This is a genomic window from Thalassococcus sp. S3 (assembly GCF_004216475.1).
GTDB lineage: Bacteria > Pseudomonadota > Alphaproteobacteria > Rhodobacterales > Rhodobacteraceae.
This window is the reverse complement of record NZ_CP022303.1, coordinates 3528959-3554691: the sequence shown is the minus strand read 5'-3', so window position 1 is coordinate 3554691 and position 25733 is coordinate 3528959. Positions and strand designations below refer to the sequence as shown.

Annotated in this window: 21 protein-coding genes and 1 riboswitch; of the genes, 17 read left to right on the top strand and 4 right to left on the bottom strand. The window is 63.4% G+C overall.

Annotated features, from left to right (window positions below; all coding sequences use genetic code 11):
* Positions 1 to 164: 164 nt before the first annotated feature.
* From CFI11_RS17540 to CFI11_RS17530, 3 genes are read right to left on the bottom strand one after another with little or no spacing between them, the layout of a single operon-like run.
* On the bottom strand, positions 165 to 794 hold the full coding sequence (locus tag CFI11_RS17540) for a TetR/AcrR family transcriptional regulator (RefSeq protein WP_130408252.1): 630 nt from the start codon (positions 792 to 794) through the stop codon (positions 165 to 167).
* Positions 794 to 2317 (bottom strand): trimethylamine methyltransferase family protein, encoded by a 1524-nt coding sequence (locus tag CFI11_RS17535; protein ID WP_130408250.1) that lies wholly within the window; start codon positions 2315 to 2317, stop codon positions 794 to 796. Before CFI11_RS17535 ends, CFI11_RS17540 begins: the two co-directional genes overlap by 1 nt.
* Positions 2314 to 4719: an FAD-dependent oxidoreductase gene (locus CFI11_RS17530; protein WP_130408248.1), complete on the bottom strand. Its 2406-nt coding sequence runs from the start codon at positions 4717 to 4719 to the stop codon at positions 2314 to 2316. The genes CFI11_RS17535 and CFI11_RS17530 overlap by 4 nt, the downstream gene beginning before the upstream one ends.
* Positions 4720 to 4930: 211 nt before the next feature.
* Here CFI11_RS17530 and CFI11_RS17525 point away from each other — a divergent pair, with 211 nt between their 5' ends.
* The 12 genes from CFI11_RS17525 (at position 4931) to CFI11_RS17470 (ending at position 17148) form a co-directional block, all read left to right on the top strand.
* Positions 4931 to 7225, top strand: coding sequence for a bifunctional salicylyl-CoA 5-hydroxylase/oxidoreductase (locus tag CFI11_RS17525; protein WP_130408246.1), 2295 nt, complete (start codon positions 4931 to 4933; stop codon positions 7223 to 7225).
* A complete protein-coding gene (locus CFI11_RS17520) occupies positions 7222 to 7974 on the top strand; it encodes an SDR family NAD(P)-dependent oxidoreductase (protein ID WP_130408244.1) in 753 nt (250 codons plus the stop codon). Before CFI11_RS17525 ends, CFI11_RS17520 begins: the two co-directional genes overlap by 4 nt.
* Complete coding sequence (locus tag CFI11_RS17515; RefSeq protein WP_130408242.1) at positions 7971 to 8444, top strand: MarR family winged helix-turn-helix transcriptional regulator; 474 nt, start codon at positions 7971 to 7973, stop codon at positions 8442 to 8444. The genes CFI11_RS17520 and CFI11_RS17515 overlap by 4 nt, the downstream gene beginning before the upstream one ends.
* A complete protein-coding gene (locus CFI11_RS17510; protein ID WP_130408240.1) occupies positions 8434 to 9234 on the top strand; it encodes an enoyl-CoA hydratase family protein in 801 nt (266 codons plus the stop codon). Before CFI11_RS17515 ends, CFI11_RS17510 begins: the two co-directional genes overlap by 11 nt.
* A 99-nt stretch (positions 9235 to 9333) precedes the next feature.
* Entirely contained in the window at positions 9334 to 10479 is a 1146-nt protein-coding gene (locus CFI11_RS17505; RefSeq protein ID WP_130408238.1) for an acyl-CoA dehydrogenase family protein, read from the top strand.
* On the top strand, positions 10479 to 12101 hold the full coding sequence (locus CFI11_RS17500; RefSeq protein WP_130408236.1) for an AMP-binding protein: 1623 nt from the start codon (positions 10479 to 10481) through the stop codon (positions 12099 to 12101). The genes CFI11_RS17505 and CFI11_RS17500 overlap by 1 nt, the downstream gene beginning before the upstream one ends.
* A gap of 91 nt (positions 12102 to 12192) precedes the next feature.
* Entirely contained in the window at positions 12193 to 13329 is a 1137-nt protein-coding gene (locus CFI11_RS17495) for an ABC transporter substrate-binding protein (protein ID WP_130408234.1), read from the top strand.
* 48 nt (positions 13330 to 13377) lie between these two features.
* The gene (locus tag CFI11_RS17490; RefSeq protein ID WP_130408232.1) at positions 13378 to 14295 is read left to right on the top strand and encodes a branched-chain amino acid ABC transporter permease; all 918 of its coding nucleotides are present in this window, start codon (positions 13378 to 13380) and stop codon (positions 14293 to 14295) included.
* Positions 14295 to 15278, top strand: coding sequence for a branched-chain amino acid ABC transporter permease (locus CFI11_RS17485; RefSeq protein WP_130408230.1), 984 nt, complete (start codon positions 14295 to 14297; stop codon positions 15276 to 15278). Before CFI11_RS17490 ends, CFI11_RS17485 begins: the two co-directional genes overlap by 1 nt.
* Positions 15271 to 16026, top strand: coding sequence for an ABC transporter ATP-binding protein (locus CFI11_RS17480; protein ID WP_130408228.1), 756 nt, complete (start codon positions 15271 to 15273; stop codon positions 16024 to 16026). Before CFI11_RS17485 ends, CFI11_RS17480 begins: the two co-directional genes overlap by 8 nt.
* Positions 16023 to 16712, top strand: coding sequence for an ABC transporter ATP-binding protein (locus tag CFI11_RS17475; RefSeq protein WP_130408226.1), 690 nt, complete (start codon positions 16023 to 16025; stop codon positions 16710 to 16712). Before CFI11_RS17480 ends, CFI11_RS17475 begins: the two co-directional genes overlap by 4 nt.
* A 10-nt stretch (positions 16713 to 16722) precedes the next feature.
* The gene (locus CFI11_RS17470; protein ID WP_130408224.1) at positions 16723 to 17148 is read left to right on the top strand and encodes a RidA family protein; all 426 of its coding nucleotides are present in this window, start codon (positions 16723 to 16725) and stop codon (positions 17146 to 17148) included.
* A gap of 194 nt (positions 17149 to 17342) precedes the next feature.
* Here CFI11_RS17470 and CFI11_RS17465 read toward each other — a convergent pair whose 3' ends face one another.
* Positions 17343 to 18086 (bottom strand): helix-turn-helix domain-containing protein, encoded by a 744-nt coding sequence (locus CFI11_RS17465; RefSeq protein ID WP_254448948.1) that lies wholly within the window; start codon positions 18084 to 18086, stop codon positions 17343 to 17345.
* Between the two features lie 100 nt (positions 18087 to 18186).
* Here CFI11_RS17465 and CFI11_RS17460 point away from each other — a divergent pair, with 100 nt between their 5' ends.
* From CFI11_RS17460 to gcvP, 5 genes are all read left to right on the top strand, one after another.
* Positions 18187 to 19503 (top strand): aromatic ring-hydroxylating dioxygenase subunit alpha, encoded by a 1317-nt coding sequence (locus CFI11_RS17460; RefSeq protein WP_130408222.1) that lies wholly within the window; start codon positions 18187 to 18189, stop codon positions 19501 to 19503.
* 2 nt (positions 19504 to 19505) lie between these two features.
* Entirely contained in the window at positions 19506 to 20957 is a 1452-nt protein-coding gene (locus tag CFI11_RS17455) for a glutamine synthetase family protein (RefSeq protein WP_130408220.1), read from the top strand.
* Between the two features lie 49 nt (positions 20958 to 21006).
* A riboswitch (glycine riboswitch) is annotated at positions 21007 to 21094 on the top strand.
* Between the two features lie 151 nt (positions 21095 to 21245).
* On the top strand, positions 21246 to 22397 hold the full coding sequence (gene gcvT / locus CFI11_RS17450; protein WP_130408218.1) for a glycine cleavage system aminomethyltransferase GcvT: 1152 nt from the start codon (positions 21246 to 21248) through the stop codon (positions 22395 to 22397).
* Positions 22394 to 22753: a glycine cleavage system protein GcvH gene (gcvH, locus tag CFI11_RS17445; RefSeq protein WP_130408216.1), complete on the top strand. Its 360-nt coding sequence runs from the start codon at positions 22394 to 22396 to the stop codon at positions 22751 to 22753. Before gcvT ends, gcvH begins: the two co-directional genes overlap by 4 nt.
* A 97-nt stretch (positions 22754 to 22850) precedes the next feature.
* Complete coding sequence (gene gcvP, locus CFI11_RS17440) at positions 22851 to 25691, top strand: aminomethyl-transferring glycine dehydrogenase (RefSeq protein WP_130408214.1); 2841 nt, start codon at positions 22851 to 22853, stop codon at positions 25689 to 25691.
* Positions 25692 to 25733: the final 42 nt, after the last annotated feature.

Here is a 25733-nt window from a genome sequence, read left to right as displayed (position 1 = left end):
GGGCAGGCCCCTGCAAGGGGCGGATGACATCTCACCCATTCCGACGTTTTCCATCACATGACCCTGTTCCGAACCAGGGCCAGCCCGGCCCACTGGTCGACCTGATCCTTTGCCAGGACGGGCAACCAAATCCGCCCGTCGCTCCCCAGGTTTGGCCGCACGGGTCAGTTCCGGTCTGCCACCGCGCGTGCAAAGCGGCTAAAGGCCTCCAGCTCGCCGTCTTGGACGCGTTGACCGGTGAAAACGTAAAGATAGTCAGGCACCTGCTTCAGCCGGTCCTCCAGCGGTTCCTGCAGGTCCGCCGCGTTATACCCCATCTGCATGTAATAAAGCACCAGCGCACGGGTGCGGGCCTCATCGGCGGGATAGTCATAGCGCGCGAACATCGCGGTGATCGCCGCAATGCGGGTGGCGTCGGACTGGTCCAGCGCCCGGCGCACCTTGCCTGATTTGCGCGCCCAGTCGCGGATGGCGAAATCGAGCGGCGTGTTGAACATCTCGGTGTCGATTACGCACCGGAAAATGTTGCACACGGCTGCGGTGATGCTGGGCGCCGGGGTCTCGGCCTGTTTTGTCAGCGCTGCGGTGTTGGTCTTTTCCCAATCGTCCAGGAGCGCATCGAGCAGATCGCTGCGGCTTTTGAAATACCAGTAAAAGCTCGACCGCGACACGTCCAGACGCTCGCTCAACAGCAGCACCTTGACCTGATCCACCCCGTCCGAGATCAGCGCGTCCTTGGCCACGTTGAGCCAATCCGCGCGGGTCACCTTCACATTGCCGGGCGTATCGCTCATCAGCTCACCGGTGCCGCGCCGCCGGCCTCGCCCGCACGCCGGATATAGTCGTGAAGCGCCGCGATCCGGTCCCCGTCATGAGCGGGCGGCTGACCCTCCTCCAGGATACGCGTCCAGATCGCCGTGGCCCGTGTGGTCGCATCCAGCCCGCCGCGTTCTGTCCAGGTGCCGAAATTGGACCAATCCGCGGCAAGTGGATCATAAAACTCCGTCTGATAGCGTGCCATCGTATGGGCCGCGCCGAAGAAATGTCCGCCCGGCTGGACCTCTGCAAGCGCCTCAAGCGCCGGATCGGCCGGCGGGGCGGCGCACATCTCCGCCACCATCTGCAGCACTTCGACATCCGTGACCAGCTTTTCAAATGAGACCGTCAGCCCGCCTTCCAGCCACCCGGCGGCGTGGATCACCACCGTGGCCCCCGCCATCAGTGCGCCCCAGAGGCTGAACTGTGTCTCCTGCGCGGCCTGTACATCGCTTAGATTGGCGGCACTTCCCGCCGCAGACCGCCAGGGCAGGTCGATATAGCGCGCAAGTTGACCTGCCGCCGCGTTGGCCTTCATCTGTTCCGGCGTGCCGAAGGCGGGCGCGCCCGACTTCATATCCACGTTCGAGGTGAAGGTGCCATAGCACACCGGTGCGCCCGGGCGGGCCAGCTGGGTGAGCGTGATCGCCGCCAAAGCCTCAGCATGGCTGAGCGTGATCGCCCCGCCCACGGTGATCGGGGCCATCGCCCCCATCAGGGTGAACGGGGTAACGATCGACGGCTGGCCCGCACGGGCAAAGTCGATCAGCCCCTGCGCCATCGGAATATCGATCTGCCGGGGGGAGTTGGTGTTGATGATCGTGTAGCACCGCGCGCTGCTTTCGAACTCGGCGTCCGAGAGACCTCGGAAATCCCGGATCATCTCGAAACACTGCTCCACTTGCGGCGTCCCGCGCGAAAAGACGAAGGGGAACTTGTCCGACAGGGTCAGTTGCGCCTCGGTCAGGGCATAGTGGCGCAGGTGCATCGGCACGTCCTGCGGCTCAACCAACGGGGGTAGCATGTGCAGCACGTCGAAATGATGGGTCAGGCGGATCAGGTCGCGGAAATCCTGCTCCGTCCCCGGACGCCGCCCGCGCCGCAGGTCGGTCGCGTGCGGTGCGCCTGCGCCGGGCTGAAAGATCAGCGCGCCGGGCTCCATGACCAGATCGCGGGATGGATGACCCGCATGCAGCGGGAAGGAGCGGGGCGCGGAGGCAACTGCCGCCTCGACAATCTCTCGTCCGATCCAGACCATTTCGCTGGCCTCGTCGACCCGGGCGCCGCCAGCCTGAAAAAGCGCGCGGGCCTCCGGTAGCAGAACCTTGAGCCCAAGGTCCTCCAGTACCGAGAGCGCGGCGTCATGGATGCCGGCCACCTCGTCCTCGGACCAGACCTTCAGCGCGGGGAACGGATTGCGCAGCTGCCGGTAGTTGATGTCGCGCCGGGGCGGGGGCGTCTGCGCGCCCCGCCGTCTCCGCCCGCCAGCCCGCGCGTTCATGCCCGCATCGCCTGGCCCGTGGGATCATAAGGCGAGGCGGGGATAACCCGCGCCTTGCGTTCGACCCCGACGACATGGACCGACAATTCGGTGCCTTCCTCCGCGTGGTCCGGCTCGACCAGTGCCATGGCCAGCGATTTTTGCAGGTGGTGCCCGTACCCGCCGGAGGTCACGAAGCCCACCTTGGTATCGCCTGCCCAGACCGGCTCGAACCCGCTGGCATCTGCATCTTCGGCCGCGACATCGAGCGTCACCAGCCGATGCGTCGGGCCATTGCCATCCCTCTCGGCCAATGCCGCGTCACGACCGACAAAGCCCGGCTTATCCCAGGCAATCCAGCGGTCCATTCCGGTCATGCCGGGCGTGTAGCCTTGAGTGAACTCGGCGTTCCAGATGCCAAAGCTCTTTTCCAGCCGGGTCGAGAGCATCGCGTTGAACCCGCATTCGCGGAGGCCCTCCTCGGCGCCTGCCTCCAGCAGCATCCGGCGCAAGGCCACGTGATCGCCCATGCGGCAAGAGATCTCGAACCCTAACTCTCCGGTCACCGACATGCGTGCCACATGCGCGCGGACCAGCCCGATATCGAACCGCCCGCAGCCCATGAAAGGCAGGGCGCCGACATCACCCTCGGCCACCTTCTCGATCACCGCGCGCGATTTGGGTCCGGCCAGACCAAAGCCGCACACCTCTTCGCCCAGATCACGGACGCTGACGCCGTCTTCCATGTGATCGGCGAACCAGCGCATATGCCACTCCCGCAGATAGTAGCTGCCCATGATCCACCAGGTCCCGTCGCCCCAGTTGAGCATCGTCAGGTCGCCTTTCAGCTTGCCCGTCTCGCTCAGCATCGGCGCCAGCCGCGCGCGGCCCGGCTCCGGCAGCTTCGACGCCATCATCCGGTCGAGCCACGCCTCCGCCCGAGGGCCCGTCACCTCGTAACGGGAGAAGCCGGTGATATCGAGCAGCCCCACGCCTTCGCGGATCGCCTTGCATTCCTCGGCCACGATGGGAAACGCGTTGGAGCGTTTCAGGGTCGGCGTTTCCTCAAACCCCTTGGGCGCGAAATAAAGCGGCACTTCAAGATCCCAGCTCACGCCCCATTTGCAACCCGCTTCGGTCATTGCGTCATGAGCCGGGGCCATCTTGAGCGGGCGGCCCGCGGGAAGCTGTTCGTTGGGATAGGTCATCACGAAACGGCGTGAATAGAATTGCCCCGTCGTCTCGCGGATATACCGCCTGTTTTCGGCAAAGCGGCCATAGCGCGCGACATCCATGCCGTAGACATCCGCCTCGGGCTCGCCATGGATCATCCATTCGGCGAGGCTCTTGCCAACGCCGCCGCCCTGCAGAAAGCCCGCCATAACCGCACACGCCGTCCAATAGCCGCGCTTGCCCGGTACCGGACCGACCAGAGGATTACCGTCGGGCGAGAAGGTAAAGGCGCCGTTGACCCAGGTCTTCACGCCCACCTCCTGCAATGCGGGGTAGCGTTCAAAGCCCAGGATCAGCTCCTTTTCGATCCGGTCGGTCTGCTCCTGAAAGAGCTCCATCCCGTAATCCCACGGTGCGCCGTCCATGGCCCAATGCTCGTGATCAATCTCGTAGATACCCAGCAGCACGCCTTTCTGGTCCTGCCGCAGATAGGTGAACCCTTCGAGGTCCACGGTCATCGGCACCTCGAAATCCAGCTCTTCAAGCTGAGGGATCGTGTCGGAGATCAGGTAGTGGTGTTTCAGCGGCGATACCGGCAATTCCACACCCGCCATCCGCCCCACCTGCTTGGCCCAGAGGCCGGCGGCATTCACCACATGCTCACACGTGATCGTCCCCTTGTCGGTGACCACCTGCCAGCCCTCATCGGTCTGGATCAACTCCTCGACCTTGGTGTGCTCGTAATATTCCGCTCCGCGTTTTCTGGCCGCGATCGCATAGGCATGCACCGTGCCTGTCGTGTCGACATACCCTTCGCGATCCGCCCACATGCCGCCCAGCAGGCCGTCCGTTGACATGATCGGGCACAGGTCCTGCGCTTCCTTGGGCGAGACCAGGCGGCAATCCTCGATCCCGATGGATTGGAAGGTGCGATAGGCCGATTGCAGCCATTCCCAACGCTCCGGCGTGCCCGCCATGGTCAGCCCGCCTGTCATGTGCAGCCCGATATTCTGACCGCTCTCCGCTTCAATCTCACTCAGAAGGTCGATGGTGTAGGCCTGCAGAGCGGCGATATTCGGGTCCGCGTTCAGCGCGTGAATGCCCCCCGCCGCGTGCCAGGACGACCCTGCGGTCAGCACCGACCGTTCCAGCATCACCACATCCGTCCAGCCGAACTTTGCCAGATGATAAAGGACCGATGCCCCCACCACTCCGCCGCCAATTACGACGACTCGATATTGCGATTTCATCCGCGACTCTCCCTTCTGACCGTCTTTTGAGAGGACGCTAATTCGCTCTGGGCACTTGTGTCTAGACATTTCTGTCCAGATAGAGATTGCCCAAATGCTGCGCAGCTTTATCCAAAACTGCTTTAGGTTTGAAATTTTATACTTGAAATAAATTCCGACATGGCCCAGCCTTTCCCAAATGTCACCAAACGAAGACCTGGGGAGGGTTCGGGTGAAGGTTCTATGCCTCGGCGGCGGTCCTGCCGGCCTCTATTTTGCAATCTCGCTCAAGCTGCGTCAGCCGGATGCGGATATTACCGTGTTGGAGCGCAACCGCCCAGACGACACGTTCGGCTGGGGCGTGGTTTTGTCAGACGAAACGCTCGGCAACCTTGCCGCGAACGACCCCGTCAGTGCCGAGGAGATCCGGGCCCATTTCGCCTATTGGGATGACATCGCGCTGCATCACAAGGGCCAGCGTCTTGTTTCGTCTGGCCATGGCTTCTGCGGCATCGGGCGTAAGAGGCTCTTGTTGATCCTGCAGGCCCGCGCGCGGGAACTCGGCGTAAATCTCCGCTTCGAGACGGAGATTGAAAGCGCCAGCCGCTACAAGGACGATTACGATGTCGTGGTCGCCTGCGACGGGCTGAACTCCAAGACACGCATGGAATTCGCCGACAGTTTCCAGCCCAATGTGGACGTGCGCAAATGCCATTTCGTCTGGCTGGGCACACATCAGAAATTCGACGACGCCTTCACCTTCATCTTCGAAAAGACCGACAAGGGCTGGATCTGGGTCCACGCCTATCAATTCGATGACGACACCGCGACATTCATCGTCGAATGCGGGCCCGAGACGTTCGAGGCTTTCGGCTTCGACAAAATGACACAGCAGGAATCCATCGCGGTCTGCGAGGACATCTTCAAGGATTATCTCGGCGGTCACGCCCTCATGACCAACGCCAACCACATCCGCGGTTCCGCCTGGATCCAATTTCCCCGTGTGCTCTGCGAAAAGTGGTCTCACGACAATGTCGTTCTATTGGGCGACGCGGCGGCGACCGCGCATTTCTCCATCGGCTCCGGCACCAAGCTGGCGATGGAAAGTGCCGCCACGCTTGCCGAATTGCTGACCGAAGAGCAAAGCATCGAAGCTGCCTTTGCGCGCTACGAAGACGAACGCCGGCTTGAGGTTCTACGTCTGCAATCGGCGGCTCGCAACTCGCTGGAATGGTTCGAGGATGTGGAGCGGTATCTCGATCTCGACCCGGTGCAGCTTAACTATTCGCTGCTCACAAGGTCCCAGAGGATCAGCCACGAAAACTTGCGCGAACGCGATGGGCACTGGCTGGGTTCAGCGGAGAAATGGTTTCAGGATCAGGCGGGCGCGCGGCAGAACGCGCCCATCCGTGCGCCCATGTTCGCCCCCTTCCGCCTGCGCGAGATGCATCTCGCCAACCGCGTCGTCGTCTCGCCCATGGCGCAATACAAGGCGGTCGAGGGCTGCCCCACCGATTGGCATCTCATCCATTATGGCGAGCGCGCCAAGGGCGGCGCGGGCCTTGTCTATACCGAGATGACGTGCGTGTCCGACACGGGCCGCATCACCCATGGCTGCCCCGGCCTTTACGCGCCCGAGCATGAGGCGGCCTGGCGCCGCCTCACCGATTTCGTGCATGCGGAGACCGAAGCCAAGATCTGCTGCCAGATCGGCCATTCGGGGCGCAAGGGCTCGACCCAGCTGGGATGGGAGCGGATGGATGCGCCCCTTCCCGACGGCAACTGGGAGACCTTGTCGGCCTCCGCCATTCCATGGTCCGAGGAAAACCCGGTCCCGCGCGAGATCACGCGCGCGGACATGGATGCGATCCGGGACGAATTCGTTGCCGCCGCGAAGATGGCGGACCGCGCGGGCTTTGACATGATCGAGTTGCACGCCGCCCACGGCTATCTGATCTCGTCCTTTATCTCGCCGCTCTCCAACATTCGTACCGACGATTATGGCGGATCGCTGGAAAACCGCATGCGTTACCCGTTGGAGGTTTTCAAAGCCATGCGCGCCGCGTGGCCCGAGGGAAAGCCCATGTCCGTCCGCATCTCCGCCAATGATTGGGTGGGCGATGACGGGATCACGCCCGAGGACGCTGTGCAAATTGCCGCGATGTTCTCGGCGGCGGGTGCCGATATCCTCGACATTTCAGCCGGCCAGACCTCGACCGAGGCTAAACCGGTCTATGGTCGCATGTTTCAGACGCCGTTTTCGGACCGGATCCGGAACGAGGCAGACGTCGCCACGATGGCAGTCGGCAATATCTACGAGCCCGATCACGTGAACTCGATCCTGCTGGCAGGCAGAGCTGATCTGGTCTGTGTGGGCCGCCCGCATCTGGCCGATCCCTACTGGACCTTCCACGCGGCCACCGAAATCGGCGACCGTCACGCCGACTGGCCGCTCCCCTATCTCGCCGGTCGCGATCAGGCCTGGCGCCTCGCCGACCGCGCGGCGGAGGGGGAGATGAAGGTATGAGCGTCGCGGGCGCCCATACCGTGATTTCCGGTGGCGGATCCGGCGTTGGCGCGGCCCTGGCAGAGGCCTATGCCGAGGCGGGCGCCAAAGTGACCATACTGGGTCGCCGGGCCGAGCCGTTGAACGAGGTGGCAGAGAAAACGGGCGCCCTCGCGGTGCCTTGCGATGTGACCGACGCGGAGGCCGTGGATGCAGCGCTTGAGGCGGCTTGCAAGAAAAATGGCCCCGTTTCCATTGCCATCGCCAATGCCGGTGCAGCTTCCAGCGCGCCTTTTGGCAAGATGACGCGGGATGATCTGACGGCGATGCTGGACGTCAATCTGGTCGGTGTCTTCAACCTGTGGCGCGGGGCCCTGTCCGACGTCAAGGCGCAGACGGGGCGGATGATCGCCGTGGCCTCCACAGCCGGTCTCAAGGGATATTCTTATGTGTCCGGCTATTGCGCAGCAAAACACGGCGTGATCGGCCTGACCCGGGCGTTGGCTGTCGAGCTTGCGGGAACGGGTGTGACCGTCAATGCCATCTGCCCGGGCTTCGTCGATACGCCGCTTCTCGACGCCTCCATCGACAAGATCACTGCCGCGACAGGCCGTTCGCGAGACGCGGCCGTGGCAGAGTTGATCGCGGGCAATCCGCAGGGCCGGCTGATCGACCCCGCAGAGGTCGCTGCAACGGCCCTCTGGCTCTGCTCGGATGCGGCGCGGTCAGTGAACGGCCACGCGCTCAGCCTGTCGGGAGGAGAGATATGACGCCCGACACGATCACCGATGAGCCGCCTTCCAAAACCCGGCTCAGGCTGTGGCTGCGCCTGTTGCGCACCACCCGCACCGTGGAGGCCGAGTTGCGCGACCATCTGCGCCGCGACTTCGGCACGACGCTGCCGCGCTTTGACGTGATGGCAGCGCTGAGCCGGCATCGTGACGGGCTGAAGATGAGCCAGCTTTCAGGCGTTTTGCGCGTTTCGAACGGCAATGTGACCGGCATCGTGGATCGTCTGGTCGAGGACGGCTTCGTCATCCGCGTGCCTGTTGCGGGCGACCGCCGCGCCTCCGCCGTGCGGCTGACGCGCAAGGGCGAGGAAGAATTCGCGCGTCAGGCCGCGGCGCATGAAGGCTGGATCGACGCGCAGCTTGCGGGCCTCTCGCCCGAGGCTGCGGCGGAGATGGCGGGCGCATTGGCGCGGCTTTTGGATCAGAAGGAGGGCGCCGATGCGCAGTGATGTGGACCATTTCCTATGCCGGATCGAGGACCGGATCGCGACCGTTTCGCTGAACCGGCCCGACCGGAAGAACCCGTTGACCTTCGACAGCTACGCCGAGTTGCGCGACTGGTTCCGCGATCTGGTCTATGCCGACGACGTGGACGCGGTGGTCTTTGCCTCAAACGGGGGCAACTTCAGCTCTGGCGGCGATGTGCATGACATCATTGGCCCTTTGACGCGGATGAACATGAAGGAGCTTTTGACGTTCACGCGTATGACCGGCGATCTGGTCAAGGCCATCGTGAATTGCGGCAAGCCCGTCATCGCCGCCGTTGACGGCATCTGCGTGGGCGCGGGCGCCATTATCGCGATGGCCGCGGACCTGCGCATCGGAACGCCGGATGCCAAAACAGCCTTCCTTTTCACACGCGTGGGCCTTGCCGGTTGCGACATGGGCGCCTGCGCGATCCTGCCGAGGATTATCGGTCAGGGCCGTGCGGCGGAGTTGCTTTATACGGGCCGGTCGATGAATGCGGATGAGGGCGAAAGATGGGGCTTTTTCAACCGCCTCGTGCCCGGCGCTGATCTGGAGGCGGAGGCGCGGGAGATGGCGCTTCGCATCGCGGCGGGACCCAATTTCGCACATATGATGACCAAGACAATGCTTGCGCAGGAATGGTCGATGTCGATCGAACAGGCCATCGAGGCCGAAGCGCAAGCACAGGCAATCTGCATGCAGACCGGTGATTTCGAGCGGGCTTACAAGGCGTTCGTCGCCAAAGAGAAGCCGGTCTTCGAGGGGGATTGAGATGATGTGCACCGTGGTCGGTGGATGGTGCTTCTGGCGGGGTGAGGGAGCCTCCGGCGGGAGTTTATTTTGCAAGATGAAGAGGGAGCCTTGTGGATAATGCCAGACCGCAGTTTTCTGGACTGGCCGTTTTTTGAGCCACATCACAAGGCTTTGGCGGATGCTCTTGAGAGCTGGTGCGATGTCAATCTGCCTGTGGATCATTCCGATGTGGACGCGGCCTGCCGGGCGCTGGTGGCAGATTTGGGGCAAGAGGGTTGGTTGGAGCATACCGGCGGCGCGCTGGATGTCCGCACGCTTTGCCTGATCCGCGAGACACTGGCGCGGCATGACGGGCTGGCGGACTTCTCCTTTGCCATGCAAGGGCTTGGAACAGGGGCGATTTCGCTCTTTGGAACGCCCGAGCAGCAGGAAGCATGGCTGCCGAAGACGAAAGCGGGTCAGGCAATCTCGGCCTTTGCGTTGACAGAACCGCAATCAGGTTCGGATGTTGCGAATTCGACGATGTCTGCTGTGGATGACGGGCAGAGTTATGTGCTGAATGGACAAAAAACCTGGATCAGTAATGGGGGCATTGCCGACGTCTACACGCTCTTTGCCCGCACCGGGGAGGCGCCTGGCGCGCGTGGACTCTCCGCTTTCATCGTGACGCCTGATCTGGCGGGATTGGAAGTCACCGAACGGCTGCAGGTGATGGCGCCGCATCCTCTCGCAACGCTGACATTCGACGACGTGCGGGTTCCGAAATCCGCCATGATCGGTGCGCCGGGGCAGGGGTTCGCCATTGCGATGTCGGTGCTTGATGTCTTCCGCTCCACCGTTGCGGCGGCCGCTTTGGGCTTTGCGCGGCGCGCTTTGGATGAAGCGCTGGGGCGCGTGACATCGCGGCAGGTTCAGGGGGCGCCGCTTGCGGATTTGCAATTGGTTCAAGGACATATCGCCGATATGGCGCTTGATGTGGATGCGGCGGCCCTGCTGATCTACCGCGCCGCCTGGACCAAGGATAGCGGTGCGCCGCGTGTGACGCGGGAGGCGGCGATGGCCAAGCTTTTTGCCACGGATCACGCGCAGAAGGTCATCGATGCGGCCCTTCAGCTTCATGGTGGGGACGGCGTGCGGCAGGGTGAGATGGTCGAAAGCCTGTATCGCGAGATCCGGGCCTTGCGGATCTACGAGGGCGCCTCGGACGTGCAGAAAGTGGTCATCGCCCGCCAGACCTTGGGACAATTCGCAGGGGGATCATGATGTTAGGCCCATCCGCGCATGTGGACAATTTTACAAGGGACAATCTGCCTCTGGCCGATGCCCAGCCGGATTTTCTGCTGGATGGCTTCGACTATCCCGATCGGCTGAATGCGGCTGTCGAACTCACTGATGCGATGGTGGAAAAGGGTTTTGGAGATCACACCGCGCTGATCGGAAACGGGCGCCGGCGGACCTACAAGGAGCTGAGCGACTGGACCAACCGGCTGGCGCATGCGCTGGTTGAGGATATTGGCGTAAAGCCGGGAAATCGCGTGCTGATCCGCTCGGCCAACAACCCGGCAATGGTGGCCTGCTGGCTGGCAGCGACCAAGGCGGGCGCCGTTGTCGTCAATACGATGCCGATGCTACGGGCGGGCGAACTCAGCGCGATTGTGGACAAGGCAGAGATCGAATTTGCCCTCTGCGACACGCGGCTGATGGACGAGCTTGTGGGCTGTGCGAAGGACAGCGCGCACCTCAAGTCGGTGATCGGGTTCGACGGAACTTCGAACCACGATGCCGAACTGGATCGTCTGGCGTTGCAGAAACCTGTGCGCTTTGATGCCGTGCAAACCGGACGCGACGATGTCGCCCTGCTGGGATTTACCTCAGGAACAACCGGCAACCCCAAGGCTACGATGCATTTTCACCGCGACCTGCTGATCATCGCCGACGGGTATGCGCGGGAGGTTTTGGGCGTGGTGCCGGAGGATGTCTTTGTCGGCTCTCCACCTCTGGCCTTTACGTTCGGGCTAGGCGGTCTGGCGATCTTTCCCCTGCGTTTCGGGGCTGCGGCCACGCTGCTGGAACAGGCCACGCCGCCCAACATGGTCGAGATCATCGAAACCTATGGAGCCACCGTTTGCTTCACGGCGCCAACGGCTTATCGGGCAATGCTGCAGGCGATGGAGGAGGGGGCGGATCTGTCCTCGCTTCGGGCGGCGGTGTCGGCTGGGGAGACCTTGCCCGCGCCAGTCTATCAGGAGTGGATGGACAAGACCGGCAAGCCGATGCTGGACGGGATCGGGGCGACGGAGATGCTGCACATCTTCATCTCGAACCGTTTTGACGATCACCGCCCGGCCTGCACCGGGAAACCGGTGACCGGCTATGAAGCTCGGATCCTCAACGATGCGGGGGAGGAGGTGCCACGCGGGACCGTGGGCCGTCTCGCCGTTCGAGGACCAACCGGGTGCCGTTATCTCGCCGATGAGAGGCAGGCGAAATACGTCATGGATGGCTGGAACATCACGGGCGATAGCTTTTCGATGGATGAGGACGGCTATCTCCATTTCGCGGCGCGGAACGACGATATGATCGTCTCCTCGGGCTACAATATCGCTGGGCCAGAGGTGGAGGCGGCGTTGCTCTCGCACCCTGCCGTGTCCGAATGCGCTGTAATCGGCGCGCCAGATGAAGCGCGCGGGCATCTGGTGGAGGCGCATGTCGTGCTCAAAGACGCAGCAACAGCCAAGGATCTGCAGGATCACGTGAAGGCGCAGATCGCACCCTATAAATATCCGCGCTCGGTCGTGTTTTGCGACGCATTGCCGAAGACGCAAACGGGAAAAATCCAACGCTTCCGCCTGCGTCCGGGCGGAGAGAGCCTTGCGCCCGACTGACACAGCGGGTCATGATCCCATTCGATCCGCCCGTGGAAGGGGACGCGTGCGGACAAGACCATAAGACCCCAGAGACAACGGGAGAAAAGAGATGAAATTTAAATCATTGGTGCTGGCGGCTGGCATGGCCGCACTGGCAGCCGGCGCGCAGGCCGAGGGGCTGAAGGTCGGCATGATCACCACGCTTTCGGGCGGTGGCGCGGGCCTGGGCATCGACGTGCGCGACGGCTTCATGCTGGCGGTCAAACAGGCGGGCCGCGACGATCTGGAGGTCGTGATCGAAGACGACCAGCGCAAGCCCGAGATCGCGGTGCAACTGGCCGACAAGATGATCCAGGCCGAAAAGGTCGACGTGATGACCGGCATCATCTGGTCGAACCTCGCGATGGCGGTGGTGCCCGCGGCAACGGCGCAGAACAAGATTTACCTCTCGCCCAACGCCGGTCCGTCCGCGCTGGCCGGCAAGGCCTGCCATCCGAACTACTTCAACGTTGCCTGGCAGAACGACGCGCTGCATGAAGCGGCGGGCGCCTATGCCAGCGAGGTCGGCTATGAGAAAACCTTCATCCTCGCGCCCAACTACCCGGCCGGACAGGATGCGCTGACCGGGTTCAAGCGGTTCTTCAAGGGCGAGCCTGCGGGCGAGATCTATACCAAGCTGGGCCAGACCGACTATGCCGCTGAGATTGCACAGATCCGCGCGTCGGGCGCCGACAGCGTGTTCTTCTTCCTGCCGGGTGGCATGGGGATTTCGTTCCTCAAGCAATATGCCGATAGCGGCGTGGACCTGCCCGTGGTGGGGCCGGCCTTCAGCTTCGATCAGGGCATCCTGCAGGCCGTGGGCGGCGCCGCTCTGGGCGTGAAGAACACCTCGCAATGGTCCAAGGACATCGACAATCCGACCAACGCGGCCTTTGTCGAAAGCTTTACGGCTGAATACGGACGGCTGCCCTCGCTCTATGCGTCTCAGGGCTTCGACACGGCGAACCTGCTGATCTCCGCCATGGAGAAGGCCGATGTCTCTGACATGGACGCCTTCCGCGCGGCGCTGAAAGAGGCCGATTTCGCCTCCACCCGTGGTGAGTTTGCCTTCGGGCCGAACAATCACCCGGTGCAGTCGATCTATGTCCGCGAAGTGATTGAGGAGGATGGCGTTTTCACCAACAAGATCATCGCCACCGGCCTGACCGGGCATACCGACGCTTACGCGGCTGACTGTCAGATGTAACCGCGCGCCGGGCCCCGCCTGGGCCCGGCCCCGACCGGATCACGCCTCATGACCACGCTTCTTCTGATCGAGCAGGTGCTCAACGGCCTGCAATTCGGCGTCATGCTTTTTCTCATGGCCGCCGGGTTGACCCTGATCTTCGGGGTCATGGGGCTGATCAACCTCGCGCATGGCTCGCTCTACATGATCGGTGCCTTTGCCGCCGCCGCCGTGGCGGGCGCCACCGGGTCCTTCCTTCTGGCGCTGATGGCAAGCCTTGCCGCGGCCGCGCTGGCCGGGGCCATCGTGGAACTGACCGTGATCCGCAGGCTTTACGACCGCGACCACCTCGACCAGGTGCTGGCCACCTTCGCGCTGATCCTGATCTCTTCCGAAGGCACGCGCTGGGCATTCGGGTCCTTTCCTCTCTTCCTCGACGTGCCTGATCTGCTCTCCGGCCCCGTCACTCTGCCGGGCGGCATCCAGTACCCGCTTTATCGGCTGACCATCATTCTGATCGGCCTTGCCGTCGCAGCAGGCCTCTTCCTGCTCATCGCCAAGACCCGCATCGGCATCCAGATCCGCGCGGGCGAGTCGGATCGTGAGATGATCGCAGCCCTCGGCGTGGATATCTCGAAACTCTACACGCTGATCTTCGCCCTCGGCGCAGCCCTTGCAGGGTTCGCCGGTGCTTTGGTGGGCGCGATCCAGTCCGTGCAGGTTGGAATGGGAGAGCCCGTGCTGATCCTCGCCTTCGTCGTCATCGTCATCGGCGGCATCGGCTCCATCAAGGGCGCCTTTGTCGGTGCCGTCCTCGTGGGCCTCACCGACACTCTGGGCCGCACGTTGCTGCCCGTCCTCTTCGGGTTCTTCATGGACCCCTCGGCGGCCACGTCCGTTGGCTCCGCGCTGGCGTCCATGCTGATCTACATCCTGATGGCCGGCGTGCTCCTTTTCCGTCCCACCGGCCTTTACGGGAGCGCGTGATGATCTCTGAACGCGTCCTCAACGGCCTTGTCCTCTTGGCCCTCCTCGCCATCCCCCTCTGGGCGTGGAGCGCGGACGAGCCTTTCACGATCACGCTCGCCACCAAGGTCGCTGTTTTCGCTCTGGCGGGCGTGGGTCTGAACATCGCCCTCGGCCTCGGCGGTCTCGTCAGCCTTGGCCACGCCGTGTTCTTCGGGATCGGCGGTTATGCGATGGGTATCCTTGCCAGCCACGCCCAGACCTTCACGCCGCTGATGGAGGCGCCGTTCCTGATCGAAGGCACCAAGTCCATGCCCGTGATCTGGCTGGTCGCGGTGATCTTCTCTGCCCTCGCGGCTCTGGCCATCGGCGCGCTCAGCCTCGGCACGTCCGGCGTCTATTTCATCATGATTACCTTGGCTTTCGGGCAGATGTTCTACTATTTCGCCATCTCCTGGCCCGCCTATGGCGGCGAAGATGGTCTGTCGATTTACATCCGCAACGAGTTTCCGGGCCTCAACACGCTCGACCCGATCCAGTATTTTGCGATCTGCTACGTGATCCTCGCCGCGGTGCTGTTCTTCTCCGCCCGCCTCGCGCGCTCCCCCTTCGGCTTGGCCCTTGGGGCGGCCCGCCAGAATGACGCGCGGGTGCAGACGGTGGGCATCGACAGCTTCCGCTTGCGGCTGGTGGCCTTCACCATCTCAGGTGCCATCACCGGGCTGGCCGGTGCGCTCTTCGCCGATCTCAACCGCTTCGTCAGCCCGACCATGTTCAGTTGGCAGATGTCGGGCGAATTCATCATTTTCATCATCCTCGGCGGCGTCGGGCGGCTTTATGGCCCCGTTGTCGGCGCTGCCCTCTTCGTTCTGCTGGAACATTGGCTGGGCGGGCTCAGCGAGTTCTGGCTGATCTATCTCGGCGCCCTGCTTCTGGGCGTGGTCCTCTTCGCCCGCGGCGGCCTGATCGGCGCGCTTGCCGGGCGGGAGGTGGCCCATGACTGAGCCGATCCTGCAGATCGCAAGCCTCTCCAAATCTTTCGGCGCGGTGCGGGCCTGCCATGACGTGTCGCTCGACCTGAAACCCGGGGAAATCCATGCTCTCATCGGCCCCAACGGTGCCGGAAAATCCACTCTGATCAAACAGATCGCGGGCAATCTTGCCCCCGATGCCGGCACGATCCGTTTTGCCGGAGAGGACGTCACCGCCCTCAATACCGTCGCCCGTGCGCGCAAGGGGCTGGGGCGCACTTTCCAGATCTCGTCGCTGGCGATGGACTACACCGTCCTGCAAAACACCGTTCTGGGCGCCTTGGGCCAACGGGGCGGCGTGATGCGCTTCCTGCGCCCCGTGATGAGCGACCGCGCCCTTGTCGAAGCCGCGCGCGACGCGCTCGACCGCGTGGGCCTAAGCGACCACGCCGCGACACGCACCGCCGATCTCTCCCACGGCCAACGCCGCCAGTTGGAGGTGGCCGTGGCCCTCACCCTGCGCCCCCGCGCGTTCTTGATGGACGAGCCGATGGCGGGTCTCGGCGCCGAAGGCTCCCAACGCCTGACCACCTTCCTCGACACGCTGCGCCACGAGGCGCCGATCCTGCTGGTCGAACACGACATGGATGCGGTCTTTGCGCTTGCCGACCGCATCAGCGTGCTGGTTTACGGCGAGATCATCGCCACCGGCACCGCGGCCGAGATCCGCGCCAACCGTGATGTGCGCGTTGCCTATCTGGGGGAGGAAGACGCCGCATGACCTTGCTTTCGGCCCAGAACATCGCCGCCTTCTATGGCCCTTCCCAAGCGCTTTTCGACGTCTCGCTCGATGTGGGTGCGGGGGAAGTGGTCGCACTCATGGGTCGCAACGGCATGGGCAAATCCACAACGATCAAGGTGATCTGCCGGATGCTGCGCCACGCTACCGGTACCGTCACTTTCGACGATCAGGACATCGGCGCGCTGCCCTCTCACAAAGCCGCCCGCGCCGGTTTGGGCCTTGTCCCCGAGGGCCGACGCTGTTTTCCGAACCTCACCGTCCATGAAAACCTGATCGCCGCCGCCCGGCCCGGTGACTGGGATTTCACCCGCGTGACCGAGCTCTTCCCCCGCCTCGGCGAGCGGGCCAACCAGTCCGCCGCGTCTTTGTCGGGGGGCGAGCAACAGATGCTTGCCATCGGTCGCGCCCTGATGACGAACCCGCGCCTGCTCATTCTTGACGAGGCTACAGAAGGCCTCGCCCCCGTCGTCCGGCAAGAGATCTGGTCGGCCATCGCCCGGCTCAAGGCCGAAACCGGTCTTGCCATCCTCGTCGTCGACAAATCCATCCGTGAGCTTGGCACCGTCGCCGACCGCGCCGTCATCATCGAACGCGGCGCATCGGTCTGGCACGGCGCATTCTCTGAACTCTCCCATGATGTTACCGAACGCTTCCTAGGCGTCTGAAAGGTCTGACATGCCCCACAGGATCATCCACCCCGACGGCTGGAAACCGGCCAAAGGCTATGCCAACGGCATGCTCACCGAGACCGGCACGCTCTATATCGGAGGCCAGATCGGGTGGACCGCCGATCAGATCTTTGAGAGCCATGACTTCATTGGCCAGATGGAGCAGGCCCTGCTGAATATACGCGCCGTGCTGGAAGCAGCCGGAGGCACGCCCCAGGATCTGGTGCGCCTGACCTGGTACGTCACCGACAAACGCGACTATGTCGCGCGTCAGGGTGAGATCGGAGAGGCCTATCGCCGCGTGCTGGGGCGGCATTTTCCCGCGATGACGATGGTGGTGGTGTCGGCCTTGGTTGAGGACGAGGCGGTGGTTGAGATCGAAGCGACTGCCGAACTGGGGATGACCGCTGTGGTGGACTATTCCGGGATTTAACCCCGTCTCGCCATGCCTCCTGTCCTTCGCGTGGCTTCACCGTCCGTCGGCTGGTGCCTGCGTCTTCAGGGGCCATATATTCACTATCCGCTCTATTTATCTTGCTGTTTGCAATCTCGCGAAGGCTCAGCCCGTTGATCTTTAGGGCGGGTTTCAATGACTGCATCAGACCACGGACCCGGTCGCCTTGCTATTCATTGCACGGCGACAAGCTCCGCCGCGCAGGCCTGCAAGGCCCCGATGTAGCGATCTGCCATGGCGTCTGTTGCGGCAATCCCTCTTGCTGCTGAGGCGCCGACCACGGCGGTGCAGCCTACCGGTGCGGAAAAGCCAATAATGCCGGCCTCGAACTCGCTATCCACCACCGCAAATCCTTGCGACCGTATCCGCGCCACGGTCTGGGCTATCACGTCCCGCCGCACCTCGCTCTTTGGTGTGTGGGCGGGGCAGGGCGCCTGGTGGACAAGATCCGAAGCGGTCTCCGGCTCCAGCCCTGCCAGGAGCATCCGGCCCAATGCGGTATGCAGCATTGGCAGCCCGCTCCCCATCGTAAAGCCAAATGACACCGGGCTGTCCTGCAATGTCGATTGCGCCACCAGAAGCGCCCGGTCGCCTTCGCGCACTGCATAGGTGATCGCCGCGCCCAGTCGAGCCGCATGGCGATCCAGCACCGGTTGCACCCGGGCGCCGATGCCCCGGGCCTGTAGATAGCCACCGGCCAAACCAAGCACCTTGGCGGTTTGTACGAAATCACGTCCGTTTTTTACAAGATACCCGCACTCGACCAGCGTCAGAACCAGCCGCCGGGCTGCCGCGCGGTCAAGCCCTGTCCGCCGGGCAACCTCTGCCAGTGACAAGCCGGGCGGTGAGCCGTCAAAGACACGCATCACCTCGAGGCCCTTGGCGAAGGTCGTCGCGATATCGCGATTCTGACTCACGCCGCGCTTGACCCAAACGCCACATCGGGCAAGACTGATCGTATAACACCCATGTGTGCGTTATACGTACATCGCAGAAGATTTACAAGGGAGCTCCGCCATGATCAGCCAGGCCCTGAACGACAGCCTCACCCGCGTCGGCCCCGGCTCCGATGCCGGTTCGGTGCTGCGCCACTACTGGCAGCCCGCAGCACTCAGCGACGAGCTGATAAGCGCGCGCCCCGTTGTTCCCGTGCGCCTTTTGGGCGAAGACCTCGTGCTTTTCCGCGACAGCGCGGGCAAACTCGGCCTGATCGACCGGCATTGTCCCCATCGCGGGGCGGACCTCTGCTATGGTCGGCTCGAAGACAACGGCCTGCGTTGTCCCTTTCACGGCTGGCATTTCGACCGCACCGGCCAATGCGTCGAACAACCCGGGGAGCCAGAAGGCTCTCACATGCATGAAAACATCCGGGCAACCTCCTATCCCGTCATCGAAAAGAACGGCATCGTCTGGGCCTATATGGGCCCCGGCGATCCTCCGGCCTTTCCCAATCTCGACTGCTTCCGCGCGCCGGACAGCCATGTCTTCGCCTTCAAGGGGCTGTGGGAATGTAACTGGCTGCAAGCGATGGAGGTGGGGATCGACCCCGCCCATGCCTCCTTCCTCCATCGCTTCCTGCAGGACGAGGACCCCGCCGACAGCTACGGCAAGCAATTCCGGGACAAGGCCGGCAATACCGAGATCCCGATGACCAAGCTGCTGCGTGACTATCCGCGCCCCGAAATCCGCGTGGATGAGATGGAGTACGGTCTCAAGCTGACGGCGCTTCGCCACATGGAGGATGGCCGCACCCATGTGCGCATCACCAATCAGATCTTCCCCGAGGCGATCTGCATCCCGATGTCGCGTGAGATGACGATCACCCAATGGCACGTGCCGGTCGATGACACGACCTGCTATTGGTATTCGATGTTCACCAGCTTCAAGGACCCGGTGAACAAGACCCTCATGCGCGAACAAAGGCTAAAGGAACATCGCCTACCCGACTACGCACCGCTGAAAAACGCGCGCAACAATTACGGATATGACCCGGAGGAGCAGGCGCGCGAGACCTATACCGGCATGGGTCTTGATATCAACGTGCATGACCAATGGGCGGTGGAGAGCATGGGGCGGATCCAGGATCGCACCCGCGAACATCTGGGCAAGACGGATGTGGGCATCATCCGCTATCGGCGGATGCTGCGGGACGCGATTGCCAAGGTGAAAGACGGACAGGCCGAGGCGCTTCCGATGCGCGGTGGCGTTGATCCGCAAGGCATTTTCGGTCCACTCTCCAATGATGCGATAGCAGACGGTCACGAGTGGGAGAGTGTGAATGCGCAAAGCGACGCTGCGCGGCGGGCGGACTGCCCTTGGGATGCGCGTCTCTGATCATGTCTGACAGCGTTGCGACCGGCGCGCTGGCCGCGCGCGGGCTCCTCTGCGAAGAGGCCTCGCAAGGGGCCGATGAGCTTCTCGCCCGGCTCGCCTCCAGCCAGACTGAAACCGTCCGTGTCGTTTTCCCCGACCAGCACGGTATTCTACGCGGCAAAACGCTCGTGGCCTCCGCCCTGCGCTCTGCCTTCACCACCGGCCTCGCCGTGCCCGGCACGCTGCTTCTCAAGGATACCTCTCACCGCACCGCTTTCGATGTCTGGTCCACTGACGCCGAAGCCGCGACCGGACCGCTGCGCGGGGCCTCCGATGTCCTGCTGATCCCGGACCCCGCCACCTTCCGACCGCTCCCCTGGTCGCCCCGTTCCGCCTGGCTTCTCTGCGACGTCGTTCACCGCGACGGCACGCCCATCCCATTCGCCTCCCGCACGGTCCTGGCGCGGGCGGAGCGTGCCCTGGCCGATGCTGGCTATGCCGCGCTGATGGGGCTTGAGATCGAGTTTCATATCTTTTCCATCACCGATCCAAACCGCTCCCACGCGGCGACAACCATGCCGGGCCAGCCGCCCGTCACCCAGGCGCTGACCCATGGCTATCAATTCCTGACCGAGGATCGCTATGCCGACGCAGAGGAGATCCTCGACACGCTTCGCCAGCACGCACAAGGTTTGGGCCTTCCGATCCGTTCCATCGAGATCGAAATGGGCCCCAGCCAGTTCGAGGTGACCTTCGATCCCGCCCCGCCCATGGCGCATGCCGATGCGATGGTCATGTTCCGCTCGATGGTCAAACAGGTCTGCGCGGCACGGGGCCTGCATGCGACCTTCATGGCCAAACCGGTCGTGTCCAATGCCTGTGCCAGTGGCTGGCACCTGCACCAGTCGCTGCGGGATCTGCGCGACGGGTCGAATGTCTTTACACCGAAACGGGAACGAAAGCTGACGCAAGAGGCCGGCGGCTGGATCGCGGGACTGCTTGCCCGCGCGGGCGAAAGCTGTCTGCTCACCGGGCCGACGGTCACCAGCTACAAACGCTATGGTGCTTATCAGTTGGCGCCCAATGCCGTGCATTGGGGGTGGGACAATCGCGGGGCGATGCTGCGCGCGCTGATGGCGCCGGGCGATCCGGCCTCTCGGATCGAAAACCGCGTCGCCGATCCGTCAGCCAATCCCCATTTCGCGTTTGCCACCCAATTGCTGTCCGGCCTCTCCGGCATCCATGCCGGTTTGACCGCGCCCGAGCCGGCTCTGGCTCCCTACGACGCGGCGGCTCCCGCTCTGCCCTCCGATCTGGGCGCGGCCATCACCGCGTTTCAGGGGTCTGACCTTTACCGGACCTCGCTTGGGGATGCCTTTGTCGACTACCTGAGCCAGCTCAAATCCGCCGAATGGCGCCGCTATCTTAATCATCTTTCGGAGTGGGAGCAGGCGGAGTACTTCAGTCTCTTCTGAAGCCCGATCTAGGCCCTTGCGCTTTGCCGCGTCCTCGCCTTAGGGTACGGCCATGCAAACGGGAGAACCGGCCCAAGCCGGTGCCGAAGGAGCAACCGCCCCGGAAACTCTCAGGCCGCAGGGACCGTCTGCATGACATGAAGACTCTGGAGAGTGGCGCCTTGGCGCGCCCGCCGAAGGGATAACGATCTCAGGCCAAAGGACAGAGGGGGCATCGCACCGCGCGGGTTGCGTGCGGGGAACGGTGCCGGGCTTTCCAGATCGGCGCGCTTTGGATGACGAGGCCCAATGGACGATCCGAACCGCACGCCCCTATACGACTTTCACGCTGATCTCGACGCCCGTTTTGTCGGCTTTGCGGGATATGAGATGCCCGTTCAATACAAAATGGGCGCGCTGGAAGAGCATCTTCATACCCGCCGGGCTGCGGGTCTCTTTGATGTCAGCCATATGGGTCAGGTGCGTCTGACCGGCCCGGATTGGGAGAGGCTTGCGCTGGCGGTGGAGGCGCTCGTGCCGGCCAATGTGCTGGGCCTTGCCGATGGTCAGCAGCGTTATGGTCTGCTTTTGTCGCGGTCCGGCGGTATTCTGGACGATCTGATGATGACACGGCAGGGTGACGCCTTGCTGATGGTTCTGAATGCGGCTTGCAAAGCCGCCGATCTGGCGCATTTGCAAAAACACGTGCCCGACAATGTCGTCGTGGAGCCGATGGATGACCACGCGCTTCTGGCGCTTCAGGGCCCCGACGCGGCGACAGCGCTTCTGCCGCTTGCCCCGGACGCGTCGACACTTGGTTTCATGCAGGCATCCGCCGCCCGGTTTCAGGGCGCCGATCTTTGGATGTCGCGGGCCGGGTATACCGGTGAGGACGGCTTTGAGATCTCCGTGCCATCGGGTCATGCAACGGCCTTGGCGCAGGCTCTCATGGCTCACCCCTCGGTCGCCCCGATTGGTCTGGCCGCGCGAAATACTCTGCGGCTCGAGGCGGGCTTGTGCCTTTACGGCTCGGATATGGATGACAACACCACCCCGCCAGAGGCTGGATTAAGCTGGGCCATCCCCAAGGTCCGTCGCGCGGGCGGCGCCCGGGCCGGTGGCTTTGCCGGCGCGGAGACAGTGCTGCGGCAGCTTGAGGAAGGTCCGGAGCGGCTCCGCGTCGGGCTGCTTCCGGAAGGTCGTGCCCCGATGCGGGACGGGGTGGAGCTTTTCGCGGACGAGACCACCGATGAGCTTGCGGGCCTCATCACCTCGGGCGGCTTCGGTCCCAGTCTCGGCGCGCCGGTTGCTATGGGCTATCTCCCCCGTGCGCTGGCCGGGCCGGGTACGACCGTCTACGGCGCCTTGCGGGGTAAGCGTTTGCCGCTGCGCGTGGCGCCGATGCCCTTCGTGCCTCACCAATATCACCGTTTGTCCAAGACCAAGGGAGCCAAAGTATGAAGTTCACCGAAGACCACGAATGGCTGCGCGCCGAAGGCGATCTGATCGTCGTCGGGATCACCGAACACGCAGCCGAGCAATTGGGCGATGTCGTCTTTATCGAATTGCCTGAGACCGGCGCCGAGGTGTCCAGCGCCGACGAAATCGTGGTGATCGAAAGTGTGAAGGCGGCCTCGGATATCGCCGCGCCCATGGACGGCGAGATCGTGGAGATCAACGAGGCCATCGTGGAAGACCCCGCGAAGGTGAATGCCGATCCAATGGGGGCTGCGTGGTTTTTCAAGATGCGGCCCAGAGATCCGGCGCAAATGGACGGATTTATGGACGCAAACGCCTATCAGGCTTTCATCGGGTAGCGCGTTTTGCCGATGGCGGGAGCCTCCGGCGGGAGTTTATCCGGCAAGATGAAGAGGGAGCGGTGTCGCTCCGCAAAGAGACGATGAGGAGAGTGCGATGACGTTCGAGCCAACAGATTATCTTCCCTATGATTTTGCCAACAGGCGGCATATCGGGCCATCTCCTGCGGAGATGGAGGAGATGCTGTCGGTGCTTGGGGCGGACAGTCTGCAGGCCCTTATCGAACAGACCGTGCCGGAGGCGATCCGGCAGGCGGAGCCGCTCGATTTCGGAAAGCCGAAATCCGAGCGGGAATTGCTTTATGCGCTCCGCCAGATCGCCAAACAGAATACGGTGCTGACCTCGCTGATCGGACAGGGCTATCACGGTACGGTCACGCCCCCGGTTATTCAGCGAAACATCCTGGAGAACCCGGCCTGGTATACCGCTTACACGCCCTACCAGCCGGAGATCAGCCAGGGACGGCTTGAGGCGCTCTTGAATTTCCAGACCATGGTGAGCGATCTGACAGGGCTGGAAATGGCCAATGCGTCCCTGCTGGACGAGGCGACGGCCTGTGCCGAAGCGATGACGATGGCGCAGCGGGTGGCGAAATCGAAGGCCAAGGCGTTTTTCGTCGATGAGAATTGTCATCCTCAGAACATCGCCGTTCTGAAGACCCGCGCGGAGCCGCTGGGGATTGAGTTGATCATTGGCGCGCCGGAGGATTTGGAGGCAGAGGCGGTGTTCGGGGCGATCTTTCAATATCCGGGCACGCACGGCCATCTGCGCGACTTCACGCCCGAGATGGAGGCGCTGCACGCGGCCAAGGCAATCGGTGTCGTCTCCGCCGATCCGCTGGCGCTGACACTGCTCAAGGAACCCGGCGCGATGGGTGCTGATATCGCTGTCGGATCTACGCAACGCTTTGGCGTGCCGATGGGCTATGGCGGTCCACATGCGGCCTATCTGGCAACCAAGCAGGCTTACGCGCGGGCCATGCCCGGACGGCTGGTGGGCGTGTCGGTGGATGCGCAGGGGAACCGGGCATACCGGCTGTCGCTACAGACGCGCGAGCAGCATATCCGGAGGGAGAAGGCCACGTCGAACGTGTGCACCGCGCAGGCTTTGCTGGCAGTGATGGCGGGGTTCTATGCGGTCTTTCATGGGCCCGAAGGCCTGAAGGCCATCGCGCAGCGGGTGCATCGCAAGACGGCCCGGCTGGCGCGTGGTCTTGAAGAGGCAGGCTTTGCCGTGGAGCCGGAGGCGTTCTTTGACACGATCACTGTGGATGTGGGGCTGATGCAGCGTGGCGTCTTGCAGGCGGCTGTTCGCGAAGGGGTGAACCTGCGGCGCGTGGGCAAGACCAAGGTGGGCATCACGCTTGATGAGGCGACGCGCCCCGCGATCATCGAAGCGGTCTGGCGCGCCTTTGGGATCGACCGGGATGCCGGGCACATCGATGAATACCGGTTCCCTGATGCGCTGGTGCGGCGCTCGGATTACCTGACCCACCCGGTCTTTCACATGAACCGGGCGGAGACCGAGATGATGCGCTATATGCGCCGCCTCGCCGACCGTGATCTGGCGCTGGACCGGGCCATGATCCCGCTGGGTTCCTGCACGATGAAGCTGAACTCCGCTGCTGAGATGATGCCGGTGAGTTGGCGCGAATTCTCGGTCCTGCATCCTTACGCGCCCAAGGATCAGGCCAAGGGATATCACGCGCTGATCGAGGATTTGTCGGCGAAGCTTTGCGAGATCACGGGCTATGACGCGCTGTCGATGCAGCCCAATTCGGGCGCGCAGGGGGAATATGCGGGGCTTTTGACCATTGCGGGCTACCACCGGGCGCGGGGTGAGGCGCATCGCGATATCTGCCTGATCCCGACCTCGGCCCACGGGACAAACCCGGCCAGCGCGCAGATGGTGGGCTGGACCGTGGTTGCCGTGAAGTCTGCGGAAAACGGGGACATCGACCTGGATGATTTTCGCGCGAAGGCGGAACAGCACGCCGAAAGGCTGGCCGGCTCTATGATCACCTATCCGTCGACACATGGTGTGTTCGAGGAGACGGTGACAGAGGTTTGCGCGATCACGCACGAGCATGGCGGGCAGGTCTATATCGACGGGGCCAACATGAACGCGATGGTGGGCCTGAGCCGGCCCGGCGATCTGGGCGGGGATGTGAGCCATCTGAACCTGCACAAGACATTCTGCATCCCGCATGGTGGCGGGGGGCCGGGCATGGGACCCATCGGGGTCAAGGCACATTTGGCCGATCATCTCCCAGGCGATCCAAATGGCGGAGAGGGTGCGGTGTCGGCGGCGGCCTTCGGTTCACCCTCGCTGTTGCCGATCAGCTGGGCCTATTGCGCGCTGATGGGCGGAGAGGGCCTGACCCAGGCGACACGGGTCGCGATCCTGAACGCCAACTACATCGCAAAGCGGCTGGAGGGGGCGTATGACGTGCTCTATCGCGGCGGGAAGGGCCGGGTGGCGCATGAATGCATCCTTGACACGCGCCCCTTCGCGGCCAGCGCCGGTGTGACGGTGGAGGACATCGCGAAAAGGCTCATTGATTGCGGCTTTCACGCGCCGACGATGAGCTGGCCGGTGGCGGGCACGCTGATGATCGAACCGTCCGAGAGCGAAACCAAGGCGGAGCTAGACCGCTTCTGCGACGCGATGCTGGCGATCCGGGCGGAGATCGCGGAGATCGAGGCGGGCCGGATCGCGGTGGAGCAAAGCCCGCTGCGCCACGCCCCGCATACGGTGGAAGATCTGGTGGGCGAATGGGACAGACCCTACAGCCGCGAACAGGGCTGCTTCCCGCCGGGAGCGTTCCGGGTGGACAAATATTGGCCGCCGGTGAACCGGGTCGACAATGCCTGGGGCGACAGGCATCTCGTTTGCACTTGCCCGCCGATGGAAGCCTACGCGGAGGCGGCGGAGTAAGGGCCTTTCCGTGACATTGGCCTGACTTCATCCCTCTGCCGA